Origin of the sequence: Streptomyces sp. NBC_00005 (assembly GCF_045160215.1) — a bacterium.
Taxonomy (GTDB): domain Bacteria; phylum Actinomycetota; class Actinomycetes; order Streptomycetales; family Streptomycetaceae; genus Streptomyces.
In genome coordinates this window covers 7,843,529-7,863,517 of the sequence record NZ_CP108316.1, presented here as the reverse complement: position 1 = coordinate 7,863,517, position 19,989 = coordinate 7,843,529, and the positions used below count along the sequence as shown (strand labels likewise).

The following is a 19,989-nucleotide window of genomic DNA, read 5'->3' as shown; positions in this document are numbered from 1 at the left end:
CGCCTTCACGTCCTGTGCTTCAGGTGTTACCCAGCGGGCATGAACGTATGTGCGAACACAGGAGTGGAGGAGTAGTGACTGAGGGGGCCGGGCTCCGCGCCGGAGACCTGCCGGACGATCTGACCGCCGCCGAGGCCGGCATGTGGCAGGCCTTCCGCAACGGCAGTGTGTACGACCTGAGCAGCGGGGACACAGTCGTCGACGATCCACACGGCGGGCACCCCTGGGGGCCCGAGCGGACCGTGCGGGCCCGGATCGTGTGCTGGCTGCTGCTCGACGGCCCGCCCGCGCTCGCCGGCCGGGTGCCGTCCCTGAAGCTGCGCGGCGTGCAGATCAGCGGCTCCCTGGACCTCGCCGGCGGCACGGTCACGCCGTATGTCGAGATGCGCGGCTGCCGCTTCGAGCGGGACGTCCTGCTGCCGGAGGCGCACTTCACGACCATGCGCATGGTGGACTGCGCGGTGCCCCGCCTGGAGGCGGCCCGCGTCCACACGGAGGGCGATCTGCACCTCCCGCGCTGCCGCTTCCACAACGGCATCCGGCTGACCGACGCGCACATCGGTACGGATCTGCTGCTCAACCAGGCGATCGTCTACCGCGACCGCAGCGGCCGCTCGATCGCCGCCGACGGCATGACCGTGGGCCAGGACCTGCAGGCCGAACTGCTGGAGTCGCACGGCGAGCTGAGCCTGCGCAGCGCGAAGATCGGCGTCTCGCTGAGCCTGCGCGGCGCCCGGCTGGCCAACCCGTACACCCGGCTCGCACTGAACGCGCCCCAACTGACCGTCGGACGCACCCTGTACCTGACCCCGGCGGGCGTCGGAGCCTCGATGCTGAGCGGCGCGACCCCCGCGCGCGGGACGCGCATCCAGCGGTTCGAGTGCCAGGGCGGGGTGCGCCTGGACGACGGGCGGTTCGAGGACGCGGTCGACCTGGAACGCGCCCGGTTCAACTTCACCGACGACCAGGAACTGTCGCTGCGCCGGGTGCAGACCCCCGAGCTGCGCTTCCTCGGGGAGCGCCCGCAGCGCGGCAAGGTCGTCCTGTCGGGCGCGCGGGTGGTCAACCTGGTCGACCGGGCGAGCGCCTGGCCGGGCCCGGGCAACCTGCACATGGGCGGTTTCTCGTACGAGAACCTGGTGCCGCAGGGTCCCTTCCCGCTGACCGAGCGGCTGGACTGGGTGACCGCCGCGACCGCCGAGTACAACCCGGAGCCGTACGAACGGCTGGCCTCCGTGCTGCGGTCCGGCGGCGAGGACGAGGACGCCCGCGAGGTGCTCCTCGCCAAGCAGCGCCGGCGCCGCGAGAGCCTGCCGCTCGCCGCCAAGTTCTGGGGGTACGTGCAGGACTGGACGGTGGCCTACGGCTACCGGCCGGGCCGGGCCGCCGTATGGATGGCGGTGCTGTGGGCGGCGGGCTCGCTGGCCTTCGCGCACGCGAGCCATCCGCCGGTGCAGAGCGGGGAGCATCCGCCGTGGAACCCCGCCCTGTTCGCCCTCGACCTGCTGCTCCCGGTCATCGACCTGGGCCAGGTCGGCGTCTGGCGGCTGCACGGCGGCTGGCAGTGGCTGTCCGCGGCGATGATCCTGCTGGGCTGGATCCTGGCGACGACGGTGGCGGCGGGGGCCACGCGACTGCTGCGACGCAACTGACGTGAGCGGACCACCGGGACCACAGGTACGGGACAGTTGTTGAACAATGGACCTTTACCTGCTCTTGACCGATTCGCGTACAACTTTCCACGGATTACGCATTGCCGCTGGCGCCCCCGTGACCTGCGGTCTTTCAATGGTCGACACCATGGCTCTGCTGCACCCCTTCAGCCGCACGGCCCGGCCCCCCCGGGCCACGCCGCCCCTCGCCGCCGCCTCGCCGCCCGCCGACGACGAGGTGCTGCTCGACGCGCCCGACGACCGGCTCGGCCCCGCGCTGGTCGCGGCCGCGCGCGGCGAGCACTCCCCGGCCGCCACGCTGCTGGCCGGCACGCGCGCGCGTGCCGACTGGGAGAACCGCGACCGGTACGCGAGACGGCTCGCGGCCTTCGCGCACTCACGCCCGGAATGGCTGGAGCGGTGGTCCGCCACCACCCCGCACGACCCGGACGTGCGCCTGCTCAAGGCCCAGCTCGCGGTGGACCAGGCCTGGCGCTCCCCGGCGCGCGCGGAACTGCTGCGCGAGGTGAGCCCCTTGATCACGGCTGCGGCGCGCGGCGACGACCGCGACCCGGTGCCGTGGCGGATCGCGCTGGACCACGCGCGCGGCACGAACGCGGGGCCCAAGTACTTCGGCGAACTCTGGGAGGCGGCGCTGCGCCGCGCCCCGCACCACTACGGCTGCCATGTGGCGGCCCTGCGCTATCTGGCCGCCTCCTGGCAGGGCTCCCACCGCGAGTGCTTCGACTTCGCCGACCGGGCGGCGCAGGACGCCCCGGCCGACTCCCTCATCCAGGCGCTGCCTGCGCGGGCGGCCCTGGCCTACCTGACCGAGGCCCGCGGCGTCGAGGTGCCGCGCGACCGGCTGGACGCGGCCGCCGACCGGGCGATCGCGCTCTCCGCCCGCTTCCCGGTCGCCGCCCCCTGGCCGGCCGAGATCCGTAACAAGCTGATGTACGTCCTCGTACGCCTGGAGCGCTGGCAGGACGCCCTCACCGAAGTCCACCGGATCGGCCCGTACGCCACGTCCTTCCCCTGGGACCGGCTGTCGGACGACCCGCTGGCCCTCTTCCTCGGGATGAGCGGCGACATCCGAGCCCGTGCGACAGGCCCCCTCGACCCCTCCCGGCATCCACGGAGTGAGCACGACGGACGTGCCCGCTCCGGCGACCACTAGGCTTTTACGTCGTGACCACCGTCCGTCTCCCACTCTTCCCCCTGAACTCGGTGCTGTTCCCGGGGCTGGTGCTTCCCTTGAACGTGTTCGAGGAGCGCTATCGCGCCATGATGCGCGAACTGCTCAAGGCACCCGAGGACGAACCGCGCCGGTTCGCCGTCGTGGCGATCCGCGACGGCCACGAGGTGGCAGCGAGCGCACCCGGCATGCCCGATCCCACGGCCCTGCCCGACCGCGGCCCCACGGCCGGCTTCGGAACCGACCCGGCGAAGTCGTTCCACTCGACGGGCTGCGTGGCGGACGCGGCCACGATCCGCGAACGGGCGGACGGCACCTTCGAGGTCCTGGCGACGGGAACGACCCGAGCGCGTCTCGTCTCCGTGGACGCGTCGGGCCCTTTCCTGACGGCGGAACTGGAAGAGCTCCCGGAGGAACCGGGCGAGGAGGCGGGCGCGCTGGCCGAGGGCGTACTGCGTGCGTTCCGCCAGTACCAGAAGCGCCTGGCGGGCGCGCGCGAGCGGTCGCTGTCGACCGGCGCCGACCTCCCGGACGAACCCTCCGTGGTCTCCTACCTGGTGGCGGCGGCAATGATGCTGGACACGCCCAGCAAGCAGCGCCTGCTCCAGGCCCCGGACACCGCGTCCCGCCTGCGCGACGAACTGAAACTCCTTCGCTCCGAGACGGCGATCATCCGTAGCCTGCCGTCACTGCCGGCGTCGGAGCTGACGCGCGGCCAGACGAACCTCAACTGACGCAGCACCTCTGGACGCAGCACCTTTGGGGGAACAGTCCGCAATGGCGAAGAAGCCGAAGAAGCAGCAGTCGGGCGGCACGCCCGCGACGGTGGCCCTGACAACCGCCGGGGTCACGTACACGGTCCACTCCTACGACCACGACCCGTCCCACCCCTCCTACGGCGAGGAGGCGGCGGAGGCGATGCGCGTCTCACCGGAGCGCGTCTTCAAGACACTGGTGGCGGACGTGGACGGCGCACTGACGGTCGCGGTGGTCCCGGTGGCCGGCCAGCTGGACCTGAAAGCCCTGGCCTCGGCGGTCGGCGGCAAACGCGCCACGATGGCGGACCCCGCCCTCGCCGAACGCACCACGGGCTACGTCCGAGGCGGCATCTCCCCCCTCGGCCAGCGCAGAAAACTCCCCACGGTCCTGGACGCCTCGGCCGCCGCCCACCCCACGATCTGCATCTCGGCGGGCCGCCGCGGCCTGGAGGTCGAACTCTCCCCCGAGGACCTCACCAAGCTCACGGAAGCGGTCGTGGCACCTATTGGTCGTGCGTGACCCCTCGACGGCTGCCCCTCCCTCGGTTAAGCACGAGAGACATGTCGAAGAAAACGCGAAAGCGCAAGTGGCGCACCAAAAAGGGCCGCTCCAACCACGGCCACCGCCCGGCGTAGGGCATTTCAGCCCGTCCGGCGTTTGAGGACGAGGCCGTTCAGGCCGATACGGGGGTCCAGGGGGCAGCACCCCCGGGGACGGGAAGGGAAGGGGCGGCGGGGGCGAAAAATTCGCCGCAACCACAACGCCGCCGCACCGCCCTAAGCCATCGGCGCCCCATAAGGATCCTTGGGAAGAGCCCCCTGGTCCGGATACGGCTCCGGGTCCCGAGGCCCGAACAACGCCGTCAACCCGAGATGCACCACCAGCGCGCCCAACGACCACGCCAGCAACGCACCCTTCGCCCCGAGCTTCAGCGGCGCAGAAAACTTGACCCCCTTGCCCACGGCCTTCGCATGCGCGATCACATCCTGCTTGGGTCCGAGCCACACCCCGAGCTTCCAGGCCAGCAACGACCCGAGCAGCCCCCCGACTCCCAGGGCCACCACCAGCGGCACTCCGCCACGCCGTCGCCAGAGAAAGACCGCAAGCGCACTCACCGCACCCAAGGCCACCGCAAGCAGGGTGAACGTTCCGTCCACCCCGATCGCCTGCTCTCCCTCGCTGTCCGCGAGATAGACGACCCAGCTCTTGTCGACGACGTCCCCGACGAGCGGCACGTGCGGCGCCAGCCACCACCACAGCACCCCGAGCAGCACCCCGGCGAGCGCCACCGCCACCGTGATCACGGCGGCCTCCCGCAACTCGGTCTTCATTCCGGGCCCGTCCTGTCCGTACGTGCCGTCCCATACGGCGTCATGGGCCGCGGGAGCCACGTACCCGGCAGCCGGCGGCTGCCACGGATTCTGCGCGGACTGTTCATGCGGCGGCGGAGGCGGAGTCAACGGTGCGGTCACCCTGCCATCGTGCCAGGCCCGCCTGTGCGGCGCGTCACCGGACGGCCGCCCGCCGGTACGCCCAGGTGGCGACGGCGAGCGAGACGACACCCACACCCCCGCAGACCGCGAGGTCACCGAGCACGAAGGCCCAGTCGGGATGCGGCCCGAAGGTCCGCGCGAAGGCCTCGACGCCGTACGTCGACGGCAGCAGATCCCGCGTGAACCGCACGACCTCGGGCATCCGGTCGGCCGGCAGCACCCCGAGCAGCAGCGCCGCGGACATGCCCAACTGGCCGAGCAGGGTGGCCAGTTCCGGCCGCGGCGCAAGCAGGCCGAGCGCCGCCCCCAGCCCCGCCAGGGCCGCTCCCGCGAGCGGAATCACCGCGACGAGCACCCACAGATGCGCGAGCGGCAGCCCGAACAGCACACATCCGAACACCGCCGTGACCACGGTCCCCGGCACGGTGAACGAGGCATACGCGCCCGCCGCCCCCAGCACCACGGCCGCGGGCGGCACCGGCAGCGTCGCGTAGTGGTCGAGCCCGCCGCTCGCCCGCAGCTGCCCGAAGTACTGGGCGAGCAGATTCAGCGCGACGAACGCCACCACGAGCACCGAGGCCCCGGCCACCACGGACTCGGCCTCGCCGCCGCCGTCCACGACCCCCCGCATCAGGATCATGATCCCGATCGACTGGAAGGTCGCCACGAACAGCAACGGAATCCGCGCGACCCGCGCGCGGGACAGCTGCGCCCGGTACACGGCACCCAGGGCCGGCCACATCCGCGCCCGCGGCCCGAGCTCGGCCGCGCCGCTGTCGGCCTCCTCGACGGCCAGGACACTGCCCGGCAGGACATCGGCGGGTACGACACTCACGTCGCGCTGCTCCCCTTCTGGCCAGGACTCACTCGGGCGGTCGCGCTCTCCTGGGACCATACGGGCCGGGCGGCCCGCGCGCTCACGATGTGGCTCATGCCTTCACCAACCCCTGCTGCGCGGCGCCGCCCAGCGCCAGGTACACGTCCTCGAGGCTGGGCGTGGCCAGTGTGAAGTCGTCGAGCGCGGCGAAGGCGCTGCCGCCGGTGACCGTGGCGACGACCGTGCGGGCCTCCTCGGGGGCGAGCCGCAGCGTCCAGCGGCGCCCGGACTCGGTGGCCCGCTCGCGCAGCGCGGCGACCTCGGGGACGTGCAGCGGCGCCTTCTCGCGCCACACGAGGTCGACCCGGACCTCCCCGGCGACCTGCTCCTTGAGCCCGGCGGGGGTGTCGCACGCGATCACCCGTCCCTGGTCGAGGACGGCGACCCGGTCGAGGACGGTCTCGGCCTCGATGACGTTGTGGGTGACCAGCAGAACCGTCGTCCCGCGCTCGGCACGCCGCCGGTCCACGGCCGCCCACACGGCCCGCCGGGCCACCGGATCCATCCCGGTGGTCGGCTCGTCGAGCACCAGCAGCGGCCGCTCCCCGACCAACGCGGCGGCGAGGCACGCCAGCCGCCGCTGCCCGCCGGACAACTTCTTCAGCGCCCGCCCGGCGAGGGCCGTCAGCCCGAGCTCCTCGAGTACGGCGTCCCGCTCGTCCCGCGCCTGCCGCGCCTCGAGGCCACGCAGCCGCCCGGTCGTCTCGGCGGCGAGGGACACGGTCAGTTCGTCGAGGGCGGACGACTCCTGCCCCAGGTAGGCGAGGATCCGCGCGGCCCGCTCCGGATGCCGCACGATGTCGTGCCCGAGGATCTCGACGCGGCCGGCGTCGGGCCGCATCAGCCCGGTCAGCTGCCGTACGAGGGTGGACTTCCCGGCGCCGTTCGGCCCGAGGAGCCCGAAGATCTCACCGCGCCGGATGTCGAGGTGCACGTCGTCGGTGGCCCGTACCGCGGGAGTGCCCGGGGTGCCCCGCCGCCCTCGTACCGCCCGATAGGTCTTGGTCAGCCCGCGAACCGCGCACACGACATCCCCACCGTGCCGAAGTGCCTGTGTCGCGCGCGTACTCACAAAGGACGAGAGTACGGGGTCCACAAGCCCCGTCCGCTCTCGGGTTGGCCCATAACGGCAAATCCACCGGTAAAGAACTACTCCCCCGCGGAGGCGTGCTCCGCGGCCGTGCGCACGTCGATCTCCCGCCAGAACCCGGCCCGGATCGCGTACCGGTCGTGCTCGTCGATCTGGTCGTCCTTGTGGGCGAGCAGGCCGAAGCGGGCGGCGTAGCGCAGCAGCTCCCCGTCGATGCGGTGCGGGACCCGCGGGTACATCCCGGACAGCTTCTGCAGATGGCTCTGGTCGCCCAGCCGCTCCATCCACCGCCGCGCGAACACCTGCCCGACCTCGTACGGATCGCCGCCGACCGTGGTGATGTCCTCCTCCCGGTCGGCCCAGCGCTGCTCCGCCGTGGTCACCTGCGCCAGCGTCGGCATCGAGGCGGCCTCGGGAGCCTCCGCGGTGGGCCGGTCGACCCAGCCCTTGTCGGAGGACCAGCGCAGGGTCGCGTTGGCGGGAGGCTGGGCGGGCTGTACACCGGGGGCGCGCAGCGCGGCCAGGTCCTTGGGGGTGGGCACGCCCTTGGTGGTGGGCACCCGCTCCTGCGAGCCGTTCTCCGAGGCGGCGGCCGCCGACGCGTGCTCGGCCTGCTCGGCGGTCCGCTCGGCCGCCGAGGAGGGCGCGGACTCGGGCAGCGGTGCGGAGAGGATCGCGGCGATCTCGGGCCGGGGCACGGGCGGCGGCGCACAGATCCCGCCGAGCTCCTTGGCGCGTACGGCCTTGGTGATCCACGTACGGTCCAGCACGCGCCGCTCGTCCGCCTCGGCGACCAGGTCCTCGGACTGGTTGTAGTCCCCGTCGGCGGCCTGCACGGCCCACAGATGTACGGCGACGCCGTGCTCCTTGGCGGCCATCATGCCCGGCAGCAGGTCGCCGTCGCCGGTGACCAGGACGATGTCGGAGCAGGCGCGGTTGCGGGCCAGCTCGGTGAGCTCGGCGTGCATGGCGGCGTCGACGCCCTTCTGGGCCCAGCGTCCGTCACTGCGCGTCAGGGCGCCGAGCCGGACGGTGACCCGGGGCATCACGCGCAGCCTGCGGTGCTCGGGCTGGGGCACGCGGTCGGGGGCGCCGTCGAACCAGTAGATGCGCAACAGCGGCCGCTCGGTGTCGGACTCGGCGCGTTCACGCAGGGCCTGGATGAGGGCGGTGTGGTCGACGGTGATGCGGGAGCGTGAGGGCTCCCCGGCAAGGAGACTGGCGGCGGCCCCCAGCAGATACCCGGCGTCCACCAGGACGATGCAGCGGTCCACGCGATCCACCCTCTTTCCGGGAGGTTTGCTTCGGGCTTCCTTCGAGTCTGCCCGACTGCGCGGGGGTTAACGGCCGGAACTCGATCTTCGGCGTGGCGTTTCAGGTCGCGTTGTGCATCCTCGCGCTCCGAGAAGCCCTGTCACAGACGGTAATTATCCGAAATGCGCTCCCTGTCAGCCTATGTGAATCTGGTCCCGGCCCTGGCCCCTAGATCCCCCTCAGGAGGCAGATCACCATGGCCAAGAACAAGAAGCAGAACCGTAAGCAGCCGCAGTCCGAGCGCGGGCAGCAGGAGGCCCAGCAGTCCTCGATGGAGGCGCAGGCCGAGCAGCGTGCCACGCAGGTCACTCCGGGCGACATGCCCCGCAAGGGCCGGCAGAAAAGCTTCGGTCACAACTGACATCTGCATAAAGGGTTGTTGAGACCCAGGCACAGCCGAGGGGCGCACCGCTGCAGCGGTGCGCCCCTCGCGCATGTCGGTGACCTCAGCCCGCCAGGCAGGAGGGGCCGAGCAGCACCTTCAAGTCACCGAACAACGCCGGGTCGGGCTTGACCCGGTGCCGGTCGAGCCGCAGGACCGTGGTCCTGGTGGGGCCCTGGAGCTTGATGCGGACCTCGCTGTCGCCCTTGTGGTGGCTGAGGATCTCGCCGAGGCGGCTGACCATCGGAGGGGTGACCCGCGTGGCCGGGATGGTGAGGATCACGGGCGCGTTGGTGCCCGCGTTCGACAGGTCCGGCACCTGGAGTTCCATCGCCACCAGCCGGGGCACGTCCTCGCGCTTGTCGAGGCGGCCCTTGACGAACACGACGGCGTCCTCGACGAGTTGGGTCGACACGAGCTGGTAGGTCGCCGGGAAGAACATGCACTCGATGGAGCCCGCGAGGTCCTCGACGGTGGCGATCGCCCAGGCGTTGCCCTGCTTGGTCATCTTGCGCTGCAGGCCCGAGATGATGCCGCCGATGGTGACGACCGCGCCGTCCGCGTGCTCACCTCCGGTGAGCTGGGAGATGCCGGCGTCGGCCTTGTCGGACAGCACGTGCTCCAGGCCGAAGAGCGGGTGGTCGGAGACGTACAGACCGAGCATCTCCCGCTCCTGGGCGAGCAGATAGACCTTCTCCCACTCGTCGGTGGTGAACTCCACGTCGAGTCCGAAGCCGGGCGCGTCGCTCTCCTCCTCGCCCCCGCCGAAGAGGTCGAACTGGCCCTCGGCCTCCTTGCGCTTGACCGCGACCACGTTGTCGATCATCGGCTCGAAGTGCGCGGTGAGGCCCTTGCGGGTGTGCCCCAGGGTGTCGAACGCGCCCGCCTTGATCAGCGATTCCGTGGTGCGCTTGTTGCAGGCGACCGCCTCGACCTTGTCGAGGTAGTCGGGGAACGAGGCGTACTTGCCCTTGGCCTTGCGGCTCCTGATGATCGACTCCACCACGTTCGTGCCGACGTTGCGCACGGCTTCGAGGCCGAAGAGGATCACGTCGTCGCCCTGTGCGGCGAAGTTGTGCACCGACTCGTTGACGTTCGGCGGGAGCACCTTGATGCCCATGCGCCGGCACTCGTTGAGGTAGACGGCCGACTTGTCCTTGTCGTCCTTGACCGAGGTGAGCAGCCCGGCCATGTACTCGGCGGGGTGGTTCGCCTTCAGGTAGGCGGTCCAGTACGAGACCAGGCCGTACGCGGCGGAGTGCGCCTTGTTGAAGGCGTAGCCGGCGAAGGGGACCAGCACGTCCCACAGGGCCTTGATGGCCTCGTCGCTGTAGCCGTTCTTCTTCGCGCCGGCCTGGAAGATGGTGAAGTTCTTCGCCAGCTCGTCGGGCTTCTTCTTGCCCATCACGCGGCGCAGGATGTCGGCCTCGCCGAGCGAGTAACCGGCAATGATCTGGGCGGCCTTCTGCACCTGCTCCTGGTAGACGATCAGGCCGTAGGTGACGGCCAGGACCTCTTCGAGGGGCTCCTCCAGCTCCTTGTGGATCGGGGTGATCTCCTGGAGCTTGTTCTTGCGCAGCGCGTAGTTGGTGTGCGAGTCCATGCCCATCGGGCCAGGGCGGTACAGGGCCGACACGGCGGAAATGTCTTCGAAGTTGTCGGGCTTCATCAGGCGCAGCAGTGAGCGCATGGGGCCGCCGTCGAACTGGAAGACGCCGAGGGTCTCACCGCGCTGGAGCAGTTCGAAGGTCGTCGGATCGTCGAGCGGCAGGGCCAGCAGGTCGAGATCGATGCCCTTGTTGGACTTCACCATCTTGACGGCGTCGTCCATGATCGTCAGGTTGCGCAGGCCCAGGAAGTCCATCTTCAGCAGGCCGAGCGACTCGCACTGCGGGTAGTCCCACTGCGTGATGGTCACGCCGTCGGTGTGCCGCACCCAGATCGGGGCGTGGTCGACGATGGGCTCGCTGGACATGATGACGCCGGCGGCGTGCACGCCCATCTGCCGGACCAGGCCCTCGACGCCCTTGGCGGTGTCGATGACCTTCTTCACGTCCGGTTCGTTCTCGTACATCGCGCGGATCTCGCCGGCCTCGCTGTAGCGGGGGTGCGAGGAGTCGGTGATGCCGTTCAGGTCGATGCCCTTGCCGAGGACGTCGGCGGGCATCGCCTTGGTGAGGCGGTCACCCATCGCGTACGGGTAACCCAGCACGCGCGCGGAGTCCTTGATGGCGTTCTTCGCCTTGATCTTGCCGTAGGTGCCGATCATGGCGACCTTGTCGGCGCCGTATTTCTCCGTCACGTACCTGATCACCTCGACGCGCCTGCGCTCGTCGAAGTCGATGTCGACGTCGGGCATGGAGACGCGCTCGGGGTTGAGGAACCGCTCGAAGATCAGGCCGTGCGGGATCGGGTCGAGGTCCGTGATGCCCATGGCGTACGCGACGATCGAACCGGCCGCGGAGCCTCGGCCGGGGCCGACCGCGATGCCGTTCTTCTTGGCCCACATGATGAAGTCGGCGACGACGAGGAAGTAGCCCGGGAACCCCATCTGGATGATGACGTCCATCTCGTACTCGGCCTGCTTCTGGCGGTCGTCGGGGACGCCGCCGGGGAAGCGCCGCTCCATGCCGAGGCGGACCTCCTCCTGGAACCAGGTGACCTCGGTGAAGCCCTCGGGGATGTCGAACTTCGGCATGAGGTTCCTGGCCTCGAACATCCCGGCGGTGTCGACCTGTTCGGCCACCAGGAGGGTGTTGCGGCAGCCCTCCTGCCAGGCGTCCGAGGAGTCGATGGCGTACATCTCGTCCGTGGACTTCAGGTAGTAGCCGGTGCCGTCGAACCTGAAGCGGTCGGGGTCGGAGAGGTTCTTGCCGGTCTGGATGCACAGCAGGGCGTCGTGGGCGGTCGCCTCGTGCGCGTACGTGTAGTGCGAGTCATTGGTGACCAGCGGGGGGATGCCGAGCTTCTTGCCGATCTCCAACAGGCCGTCGCGGACCCGGTGCTCGATGTCGATGCCGTGGTCCATCAGCTCCAGGAAGTACCGGTCCTTGCCGAAGATGTCCTGATAGTCGGCGGCGGCCTTCAGTGCCTCGTCGTACTGGCCGAGGCGCAGCCGGGTCTGGAGCTCGCCGGAGGGGCAGCCCGTGGAGGCGATCAGGCCCTCGGACCACTGGGAGATGGTCTCCTTGTCCATGCGGGGCCACTTCTGCAACCAGCCCTCGGCGTACGCGTCCGAGGAGAGCCGGAAGAGGTTGTGCAGACCCGTCGCGTTCGCCGCCCAGATCGTCTTGTGGGTGTAACCACCGGAACCGGAGACGTCGTCGCGCTTCTGGTGCGGCTGACCCCACTGGATCTTGCGCTTGTTGCGCCGCGACTCGGGGGCGACATACGCCTCGATCCCGATGATCGGGGTGACTCCGGCCTTCTTCGCGGAATGGAAGAAGTCGTACGCCCCATGGAGGTTGCCGTGGTCGGACATGGCGATATGGGTCATGCCCATCTCGTTGCACGCGTTGAACATGTCCTTCAGCCGCGCGGCACCGTCCAGCAGCGAGTACTGGGTGTGGACGTGCAGGTGCGTGAACGGCGGCTTTGACACGGCGTGGCCTCCATGGAAAACACTCGGCGACAGGCTGGCGGACAGTCTGGGGGACAGCGTCGAAGTCTATGCCTCGGCACTGACACTCCGGGGGCTCACCCGCGTACCTTCACAGCGAGGGTCGTGGGCACTTCCGCGACCCCTCACCCGTTGAAACGACAGAAACGCCGTCGTACACATCCATGCACCAGGAGGCACCCCGCGATGTCGGTACCCGAGCTCAACGACGAGCAGCGCGGCGAGGAGATCCTCACCGTCTTCGACACCGCCTTCGGCCAGCTCCTGGCCGCCGACCCGGCCGCGTTCCGCGTGAAGTTCCGGAAGATGGCGGCCTCGGCCTTCGCGTTCTACCGGGGCACGGCGTGCCTCTTCTACCACGACCTGGACGCAGAGAAGCGGGGCGGCCCGTACCTGGACGAGCGCACCTCGCGCGTGTGGATCCACGGCGACCTGCACGCGGAGAACTTCGGCACGTACATGGATGCGAACGGCCGGCTGATCTTCAACGTCAACGACTTCGACGAGGCGTACGTCGGGCCCTTCACCTGGGACCTGAAGCGCTTCTCCGCCTCCATCGCCCTCATCGGGTACGCGAAGGCGCTGGGCGACGACCAGATCACCGAGCTGGTGGAGGTGTACGCGGACGCGTACCGCGAGCGCATCCACGCCCTGGCGACCGGCGCGAAGAGCGACGAGGTGCCGCCGTTCACCCTGGACACCGCCCAGGGCCCGCTCCTGGACGCGCTGCGTGACGCCCGCTCGCTGACCCGCTTCGGGCTGCTCGAGTCGATGACGGAGATCCGCGACTTCGAGCGCCGCTTCGCGCCCGGCGGCGGCTCCATCGAGCTGGACGCGGCGACCCGCTACAAGGTCCTGGCGGCCTTCGACGGCTACCTGGAGACGTTGCCGGACGCGTCGCTGGACCGCCCCGACTCGTACCGGGTCAAGGACGTGGTCGGCCGCCGGGGCATCGGCATCGGGTCGGCCGGTCTACCGTCGTACAACATCCTTCTCGAGGGCCACAGCGACGCCCTGGAGAACGACGTGGTGATCTACATCAAGCAGGCCCAGACCCCGGCCGTCTCCCGGCACATCACCGACCCGGCGATCCGCGACTACTTCCAGCACGAGGGCCACCGCACGGTGATCTCGCAGCGCGCCCTGCAGCAGCACGCCGACCCGTGGCTGGGCTGGACCGAGCTGGACGGCGCGGGCCAGCTGGTCGCCGAGGTCTCGCCGTACGCGGTCGATCTGGACTGGGGCGACATCGACGACCCGGAGGAGATCGCGGCCGTCGTCGCCGACCTCGGCCGGGCCACGGCCACCATGCACGCGGCGGCGGACGACACCTCCGGCGAGTCCCTGGTGCCGTTCTCCACCGAGCGCGCCATCGACGCGGCGATCGCCGCCGACGAGGACGGCTTCGCGGGCGTACTGACCGACTTCGCGCACAGCTACGGCGCACGCGCGCGTACCGACCACCAGATCTTCGTGGACCTGTTCCGCAACGGCCGGATTCCGGGTCTCTAACGGTCTGCTGTCGGTCCGCTGTCTCACAGGGACCCTTTAGGGGTCCCTTACCGGACCACATGACAGACTCTCCCCGCTATGGACATATCCGGGACCCAGCTACGAGCCGTACGCGCGGCGCTGTTCACGGCACTCGTCGTGACGCTCAGCACCGCGTCGCACGTGCTGCTGTCGCGGGTCCCGCTGCCGTTGAACACGGTGGCCGCGGTCGCCGCCACCGTGTTCGTGGTCGCCTACGCCCTGGCCGGCCGCGAGCGCGGCTTCGCGCGGATCGCCGCCCTGCTGATCCCGCTGGAGCTGGCCGCCGACACGGTCTTCACCACCGGCCAGCACGTCTGCTACGGCCGGGCGGGCGGCCCCGTCGCCGGCCCCCTGCGCTCCGTCGGCTTCGACGTCCTGTGCGGCAACGGCGGCCAGGTCGGCACTCCGCTGGCCCGCGTCACCGGCACCGACACCGACCGCCTCTCGGCACTGCTCGCCCACGCCGACCCGGCGACCGCCTGGCTGCTGCTGGCCGCGCACGTGGCCGTCGGCCTGCTCGCCGCCGCCTGGCTGCGCCGCGGCGAGCGGGCGCTGGCCCAACTGCTGCGGGCGGTCGCCGCGACGACGTTCCGCCCCCTGCTCCTCGCGGTCGCCGCCGTGGCCGTGCGGCCGGACGCGACGACACGGCGCGTACGGCGCCCTGGCCTCCGTACCTCGGTCGTCCGCGACCGGCTCCTCGTGCACTCCCTGGGACGGCGTGGACCACCGCGCTCGGTCGCTCTCGCCTGAACAACCCCGTTGCTGACGGCACCTGGTGCCCCGAACAGCACTGAGCACGACCACTCCCCCACACGTATCCCGCGTACCAGGTGTGCGCGTCCCATATGGAGATCACCGACATGAGCAAGCGGAACAGCCAGGCCTCGAAGACGGCGGCCCGAGAGCGTCTGAAGATCGAGCGTGAACGTCAGGCCAAGCGGGCCAAGGCCAAGCGGCAGGTCATCGTGGCCTGCTCCGTCGTCGCCGTCCTCGCGGCGGCGGGCGGCATAGGCTACGCCGTCGTCCAGGCGAACAAGCCCAGCTACTGGGAGGGCCTGAAGGACGCCAAGGTCGTCGCCCCGGCCAACACCACGGGCACTAAGGGCACCACGGTCGTCATAGGCAAGGCCACCGCCAAGAAGACCCTCAAGGTCTACGAGGACCCGCGCTGCCCCGTGTGCGCCCAGTTCGAGCAGACCGTCGGCTCGACCGTCGAGAAGGACATCGACTCCGGCAAGTTCAAGATCCAGTACATCGGTGGCACGTTCATCGACAACAAGGACAACGGTCAGGGCTCCAAGAACGCGCTGAGCGCGCTGGGCGCCGCACTGAACGTCAGCCCCGAGGCGTTCCTCCAGTACAAGACCGCGCTGTACTCGACGAAGTGGCACCCGGACGAGACGACCGACAAGTTCAAGGACGACTCCTACCTCATCAAGGTCGCCAACACCGTCTCCGCGCTGAAGAACAACACGAAGTTCCAGGACGCGGTCAAGAAGGGCACCTACGACCCCTGGGCGCTGGCCATGTCGAAGACCTTCGACACCAACAAGGACGGCGTGAGCGGCACCCCGAGCTTCGTCATGAACGGCAAGATGCTCACGGCCGACACCCAGGGCAACCCGCCGATGACGGTCGCCGACTTCAACAAGGTGGTCGACGCGGCCCTCAAGGCCTGAGCCCGAACCGAGGTTCAAAGGCCTGAACCGACCTTCAGCAGAAGAGCGGGCGAACTTTTGCGAGTTCGCCCGCTCTGGCGTGTACCGGTCAGTAACCTGATCGCTCGTGACCAGTCGATACAGATCTCCCGCGCGCGCCATCTCGTCCGCCGAGAGCGCCAGTTCGCTTTCACCGCGCCGTCGTACGGTCGTCAAGGCCGCAGCGGCCACCGCTGTCCTCGCCGGCCCGCTCGCCGCGGCCCTGCCCGCCCGGGCGGCCGCCGAGGCCCCCGCCTTCCTGCACGGCGTCGCCTCCGGCGACCCGCTGCCCGACGGCGTCCTGCTGTGGACGCGGGTGACGCCCACGTCCGAGGCGGTCCCCGGGTCCGGACTCGGCCCGGACACCCAGGTCAGCTGGATCGTCGCCAAGGACAAGGCGCTGACGACCGTCGTCGCCAAGGGCTCGATCACGGCGACCGCCGCCTCCGACCACACCGTCAAGGCCGACATACGGGGCCTGGAGCCGGCCACCGACTACTGGTTCCGTTTCTCCGCCGGCGGCACCGACTCCCCCGTGGCCCGCACCCGTACCGCGCCCGCCAACGACGCCGCCGTGTCGGGCCTGCGCTTCGGCGTGGTCTCCTGCGCCAACTGGGAGGGCGGCTACTTCGCCTCGTACCGCCATCTCGCGGCCCGCGGTGACCTGGACGCCTGGCTGCACCTCGGCGACTACATCTACGAGTACAAGTCCGGCGAGTACGCGGCCCGCGGCACGGTCGTCCGCCCGCACGCGCCGACCAACGAGATCATCACGCTCGCCGACTACCGCACCCGACACGGCAAGTACAAGACCGACCCGGATCTGCAGGCCCTGCACCACAAGGCGCCGGTCGTCGCCATCTGGGACGACCACGAGTTCGCCGACAACGCCTGGTCCGGCGGCGCGGTCAACCACACCGAGGGCGCCGAGGGCACCTGGACCGACCGCAAGGCGGCCGCCAAGCAGGCCTACTTCGAGTGGATGCCGGTCCGCCCGGCGATCGCGGGCACGACCTACCGCCGGCTGCGTTTCGGCAAGCTCGCCGACCTCTCCCTCCTCGACCTGCGCTCCTTCCGCTCCCAGCAGGCGTCCACGGCCAGCGGTTCGGTCGACGACCCGGACCGTACGATCACCGGGCGTGCCCAACTCGACTGGCTGAAGGCCGGGTTGAAGGCGTCCGACACCACCTGGCGGCTGGTCGGAAACTCGGTGATGATCTCGCCGTTCGTCATCGGCTCCCTCTCCGCCGACCTGCTCAAGCCCCTCGCCAAGCTGCTCGGGCTGCCGCAGGAGGGTCTCGCCCTCAACACCGACCAGTGGGACGGCTACACCGACGACCGCCGCGAACTGCTGGCCCACCTGCGGTCCAACGCGATCCGCAACACCGTCTTCCTCACCGGCGACATCCACATGGCCTGGGCCAACGACGTGCCCATGGACGCCGGTACGTACCCGCTGTCGGCCTCCGCCGCCACGGAGTTCGTGGTCACCTCGCTGACCTCCGACAACCTCGACGACATCGTGAAGGTCCCCGAGGGCACGGTCTCCGCCATCGCCGCGCCGATCATCCAGGCCGCCAACCGGCACGTCCACTGGGTCGACACCGACCGCCACGGCTACGGCGTCCTGGACATCACCGCCGACCGCGCACAGATGGACTACTACGTCCTGTCCGACCGCACGGACAAGAACGCGACCTCGAAATGGGCGCGTTCGTACCGCACGCGCACCGGCACGCAGAAGGTCGAGCGCACCTACGACCCGGTGTAGGGGCGATCGGCCTGCCCTTCTACAGCGACTCGAAGAAGCCGAGCGCCACCCGCCAGGTGGCCTCGGCCGCCTCCTCGTCGTAGTCCGGCAACTCGGGGTCGGTGTAGAGGTGCCCGGCCCCGGCGTACCGGTAGATCTCCACGTCCGCGCCCGCTCTGCCCATCTGCAGATACCAGGCGCTCAGCCAGTCGTCCGTCTCGAACGGGTCCGGCTCGGCGACATGCAGCTGGACCGGCAGTTCGTCCACCGCGGCGTTCGGCGCGATGTCCGAGGTGCCGTGCAGGAGCAGCAGTCCGCGGGCTTTCTGGTCGCCGAGCGCGAGGGTCTGCGCGATGGAGGCGCCGAGCGAGAACCCGGCGTACACAAGGCCCCGCTCCGAGTAGGGCGCCGCGGCCAGTACGGCCCGCTTGAGCAGCTCGTCCTTGCCGATCTCGTCCTTGAAGGCCATGCCCTGCTCGACCGTCTCGAACGTACGCCCGTCGAAGAGGTCCGGTGTCCATACCTCGTGCCCGGCGCCGCGCAGCCGGTCCGCGGCGTCGCGCACCGCGGGCCTGAGACCGAAGGTCGAGTGAAAGAGCATGATGTTCATGACGCCATGGTGCCAGCCGGGTCCGACAACACCGCCCGGCGGCCGTACCCACTTCGAGCCCGAAGTCACATGTTCATGACCGCCCGAGGCCGGTTACGTTCGAAGGCATGGAGAACCTACTCCGCCCGTTGATCGTGATCGGCGGCTCGGTCGTGCTCACGGTGCTGATCGGCTGGGCAACCGACCTGCTGCTGCGCAAGGCCGACGAGCGGCACGGCGAGACCCCGCTGTGGGGGCTGCTGCGCCGCGGCCGTGTGCCCTACCAGCTCGTGCTGTGCGCGGCGCTGCTGAGAGGGTCGTACGACCATGCGCAGCTGATGGAGAAGCACCGCGTCGCGACCGGCCAGGCGCTGACGCTGGTGCTGATCGGGTCCGCGGCCTGGCTGATGGTGCGGATCGCGGCGGCGATCGTCGACACGACGTACACCCGCTTCGCGCGCGCCCACCACGACGCCGCCCGGGTCCGCCGGGTGCGCACCCAGGTGTCGCTGATCATGCGCGTGGTCGCTGCGATCGTCGGTGTGGTGGCGGTGGCCGCGATGCTGCTGACGTTCCCGGCGATGCGCGCGGCCGGCGCCTCGCTGCTGGCCTCGGCCGGCGTCCTCGGCATCGTCGCCGGTGTCGCCGCCCAGTCGACGCTCAGCAACATGTTCGCGGGGCTGCAGATCGCCTTCGGCGACATGGTGCGCCTGGGCGACACGGTCGTCGTGGAGGGCGAGTGGGGCACGGTCGAGGAGATCACGCTGACGTTCCTGACCGTACGGACGTGGGACGAGCGCCGGATCACGATACCGGTCTCGTACTTCACCTCGAAGCCCTTCGAGAACTGGTCCCGCGGCGGCACCCAGATGACGGGCATCGTCTACTGGCACCTCGACCACTCGGCGCCGGTGGAGCTGATGCGCGAGAGGCTCCGCGACATCCTGCGCGAGTGCCCGGCCTGGGACGGCCGCGACTACGGCCTGGCCGTCACGGACACCACCCCGAACACCATGCAGGTGCGGGCCCTGGTGACGGCCAAGGACGCGGACGACATCTGGACGGTGCGGGTCACGGTCCGCGAGCAGATGGTCCGCTGGCTGTACGAGCGGCATCCGTACGCCCTGCCCCGGGTCAACACGGCGGACGCTGCCGTGTCTTCGGGGCCTTCGGACCGGCGTTCGCCCGACGGCTCCCCGGACGGCGCGGCACGCCGCATGCACGAACCGCCGAGAACGGGCCACGGCTAGACGGCCTCTGCTGAGACCGCGCGGGCCTCAATGCCCGCGCTCGGCGCCCCCGTTGACCTGGATGACCTGCGAGGTCACGTGCCCGGCGCCCGGAGAGGCGAGCCAGTGCAGGGTCGCGGCCACGTCGCCTGGGGTGCCGGCGCGCTTGTTCTGGGTGTCGTTGACCAGGCGTTCGCGCCGCTCGGGATCGATCTGCGGCCCGAAGAACTCGGTGTCCTCGATGTACCCGGGCGCGACCACGTTCGCGGTGATCCCGCGCGGCCCCAGCTCCCGGGCAAGGTCATGGGCGTACGGGTGCAACGCGGCCTTGGCTCCCGCGTACGCCCCGCTGCCGGACCCCCGGTACGCGGCGATGGAGCTGACGAACAGCACCCGCCCGCCCGGCGTGGCCAGCCGGTCCTTCAGCGCCTCCGTGAGCAGCGCGGCGGTGAGGGTGTTGATGCGGAAGTTGACGGTCCAGTTGTGCGCGACGCGGTCGAGCGGGTCGTCGCTCTCGGCGGCGCGCTCCAGCTGCCCGGTCCCCCCGGCACTGTGGATCAGCACGTCCACGGTCCCCAGCTCCCGCTCCACGAAGCCGGCGACCCCGCGCACAGCGGCCGGATCACTCAGATCCGCCGCGTACGTCAACGCCCCCGGCACCCCGGCCTTCTCGAGCACCTCCGCCCGCCGCCCGAGCAGCAGGACCCGGTCCCCGTCCGCCGCGAAGACCTGCGCCGCGGCATGTCCAATTCCCGTACCGCCACCACTGATCACGACATTACGAGCCATGATCCGACCCTACGCACCGAA

At 70.3% G+C, this 19,989-nt stretch carries 17 protein-coding genes; 10 read left to right on the top strand and 7 right to left on the bottom strand.

What is annotated here, in order from left to right:
• Positions 1 to 74: 74 nt before the first annotated feature.
• The 4 genes from OG303_RS36010 (at position 75) to ybaK (ending at position 4,125) form a co-directional block, all read left to right on the top strand.
• Positions 75 to 1,652, top strand: a complete 1,578-nt coding sequence (locus OG303_RS36010) for an oxidoreductase (RefSeq protein ID WP_405873744.1) — start codon at positions 75 to 77, stop codon at positions 1,650 to 1,652.
• 136 nt (positions 1,653 to 1,788) lie between these two features.
• A complete protein-coding gene (locus OG303_RS36005) occupies positions 1,789 to 2,829 on the top strand; it encodes a hypothetical protein (protein ID WP_405873742.1) in 1,041 nt (346 codons plus the stop codon).
• Between the two features lie 11 nt (positions 2,830 to 2,840).
• Positions 2,841 to 3,581, top strand: coding sequence for an LON peptidase substrate-binding domain-containing protein (locus OG303_RS36000; protein ID WP_405873740.1), 741 nt, complete (start codon positions 2,841 to 2,843; stop codon positions 3,579 to 3,581).
• A gap of 43 nt (positions 3,582 to 3,624) precedes the next feature.
• The gene (gene ybaK / locus OG303_RS35995) at positions 3,625 to 4,125 is read left to right on the top strand and encodes a Cys-tRNA(Pro) deacylase (protein ID WP_405873738.1); all 501 of its coding nucleotides are present in this window, start codon (positions 3,625 to 3,627) and stop codon (positions 4,123 to 4,125) included.
• 257 nt (positions 4,126 to 4,382) lie between these two features.
• Here the strand turns inward: ybaK and OG303_RS35990 are convergent, their stop codons facing one another.
• The 4 genes from OG303_RS35990 to OG303_RS35975 form a co-directional block, all read right to left on the bottom strand.
• Entirely contained in the window at positions 4,383 to 5,078 is a 696-nt protein-coding gene (locus OG303_RS35990) for an AAA family ATPase (protein WP_405873737.1), read from the bottom strand.
• 34 nt (positions 5,079 to 5,112) lie between these two features.
• On the bottom strand, positions 5,113 to 5,934 hold the full coding sequence (locus tag OG303_RS35985) for an ABC transporter permease (protein ID WP_405873736.1): 822 nt from the start codon (positions 5,932 to 5,934) through the stop codon (positions 5,113 to 5,115).
• Between the two features lie 94 nt (positions 5,935 to 6,028).
• Positions 6,029 to 7,003, bottom strand: coding sequence for an ABC transporter ATP-binding protein (locus OG303_RS35980; RefSeq protein WP_405873735.1), 975 nt, complete (start codon positions 7,001 to 7,003; stop codon positions 6,029 to 6,031).
• Between the two features lie 122 nt (positions 7,004 to 7,125).
• Complete coding sequence (locus tag OG303_RS35975; RefSeq protein ID WP_405873733.1) at positions 7,126 to 8,340, bottom strand: NYN domain-containing protein; 1,215 nt, start codon at positions 8,338 to 8,340, stop codon at positions 7,126 to 7,128.
• Between the two features lie 236 nt (positions 8,341 to 8,576).
• On the opposite strand from OG303_RS35975, the gene OG303_RS35970 reads away from it, so the two are divergent.
• Positions 8,577 to 8,741 carry a hypothetical protein gene (locus tag OG303_RS35970; RefSeq protein ID WP_405873732.1) on the top strand — a complete coding sequence of 55 codons (165 nt, stop codon included), beginning with the start codon at positions 8,577 to 8,579 and terminating at the stop codon, positions 8,739 to 8,741.
• Between the two features lie 85 nt (positions 8,742 to 8,826).
• Here OG303_RS35970 and dnaE read toward each other — a convergent pair whose 3' ends face one another.
• Positions 8,827 to 12,363, bottom strand: a complete 3,537-nt coding sequence (gene dnaE, locus OG303_RS35965; RefSeq protein WP_405873730.1) for a DNA polymerase III subunit alpha — start codon at positions 12,361 to 12,363, stop codon at positions 8,827 to 8,829.
• A 204-nt stretch (positions 12,364 to 12,567) separates the two neighbouring features.
• Here dnaE and OG303_RS35960 point away from each other — a divergent pair, with 204 nt between their 5' ends.
• The 4 genes from OG303_RS35960 to OG303_RS35945 all read left to right on the top strand — a co-directional run bounded on the left by OG303_RS35960 (position 12,568) and on the right by OG303_RS35945 (position 17,382).
• Positions 12,568 to 13,893, top strand: a complete 1,326-nt coding sequence (locus OG303_RS35960) for a DUF2252 domain-containing protein (protein ID WP_405873729.1) — start codon at positions 12,568 to 12,570, stop codon at positions 13,891 to 13,893.
• Between the two features lie 78 nt (positions 13,894 to 13,971).
• Positions 13,972 to 14,664 (top strand): hypothetical protein, encoded by a 693-nt coding sequence (locus tag OG303_RS35955; RefSeq protein WP_405873727.1) that lies wholly within the window; start codon positions 13,972 to 13,974, stop codon positions 14,662 to 14,664.
• 110 nt (positions 14,665 to 14,774) lie between these two features.
• Positions 14,775 to 15,593: a thioredoxin domain-containing protein gene (locus OG303_RS35950; RefSeq protein WP_405873725.1), complete on the top strand. Its 819-nt coding sequence runs from the start codon at positions 14,775 to 14,777 to the stop codon at positions 15,591 to 15,593.
• Between the two features lie 106 nt (positions 15,594 to 15,699).
• On the top strand, positions 15,700 to 17,382 hold the full coding sequence (locus tag OG303_RS35945) for an alkaline phosphatase D family protein (protein ID WP_405873724.1): 1,683 nt from the start codon (positions 15,700 to 15,702) through the stop codon (positions 17,380 to 17,382).
• A gap of 19 nt (positions 17,383 to 17,401) precedes the next feature.
• Here the strand turns inward: OG303_RS35945 and OG303_RS35940 are convergent, their stop codons facing one another.
• The gene (locus tag OG303_RS35940; protein WP_405873722.1) at positions 17,402 to 17,971 is read right to left on the bottom strand and encodes a dienelactone hydrolase family protein; all 570 of its coding nucleotides are present in this window, start codon (positions 17,969 to 17,971) and stop codon (positions 17,402 to 17,404) included.
• A gap of 107 nt (positions 17,972 to 18,078) precedes the next feature.
• On the opposite strand from OG303_RS35940, the gene OG303_RS35935 reads away from it, so the two are divergent.
• A complete protein-coding gene (locus OG303_RS35935; protein ID WP_405873721.1) occupies positions 18,079 to 19,200 on the top strand; it encodes a mechanosensitive ion channel family protein in 1,122 nt (373 codons plus the stop codon).
• Positions 19,201 to 19,227: 27 nt separating this feature from the next.
• Here OG303_RS35935 and OG303_RS35930 read toward each other — a convergent pair whose 3' ends face one another.
• The gene (locus OG303_RS35930; RefSeq protein WP_405873719.1) at positions 19,228 to 19,968 is read right to left on the bottom strand and encodes an SDR family NAD(P)-dependent oxidoreductase; all 741 of its coding nucleotides are present in this window, start codon (positions 19,966 to 19,968) and stop codon (positions 19,228 to 19,230) included.
• Between the last annotated feature and the right edge of the window lie 21 nt (positions 19,969 to 19,989).

What these genes read in the sequence shown, in the direction of transcription:
- OG303_RS36005 (WP_405873742.1), top strand. Translation starts at nt 1,789, where the DNA reads ATGGTCGACACCATGGCTCTGCTGCACCCCTTCAGCCGCACGGCCCGG.
- ybaK (WP_405873738.1), top strand. Translation starts at nt 3,625, where the DNA reads ATGGCGAAGAAGCCGAAGAAGCAGCAGTCGGGCGGCACGCCCGCGACG.
- OG303_RS35970 (WP_405873732.1), top strand. Translation starts at nt 8,577, where the DNA reads ATGGCCAAGAACAAGAAGCAGAACCGTAAGCAGCCGCAGTCCGAGCGC.
- OG303_RS35960 (WP_405873729.1), top strand. Translation starts at nt 12,568, where the DNA reads ATGTCGGTACCCGAGCTCAACGACGAGCAGCGCGGCGAGGAGATCCTC.
- OG303_RS35955 (WP_405873727.1), top strand. Translation starts at nt 13,972, where the DNA reads ATGGACATATCCGGGACCCAGCTACGAGCCGTACGCGCGGCGCTGTTC.
- OG303_RS35950 (WP_405873725.1), top strand. Translation starts at nt 14,775, where the DNA reads ATGAGCAAGCGGAACAGCCAGGCCTCGAAGACGGCGGCCCGAGAGCGT.
- OG303_RS35940 (WP_405873722.1), bottom strand. Translation starts at nt 17,971, where the DNA reads ATGAACATCATGCTCTTTCACTCGACCTTCGGTCTCAGGCCCGCGGTG.
- OG303_RS35935 (WP_405873721.1), top strand. Translation starts at nt 18,079, where the DNA reads ATGGAGAACCTACTCCGCCCGTTGATCGTGATCGGCGGCTCGGTCGTG.
- OG303_RS35930 (WP_405873719.1), bottom strand. Translation starts at nt 19,968, where the DNA reads ATGGCTCGTAATGTCGTGATCAGTGGTGGCGGTACGGGAATTGGACAT.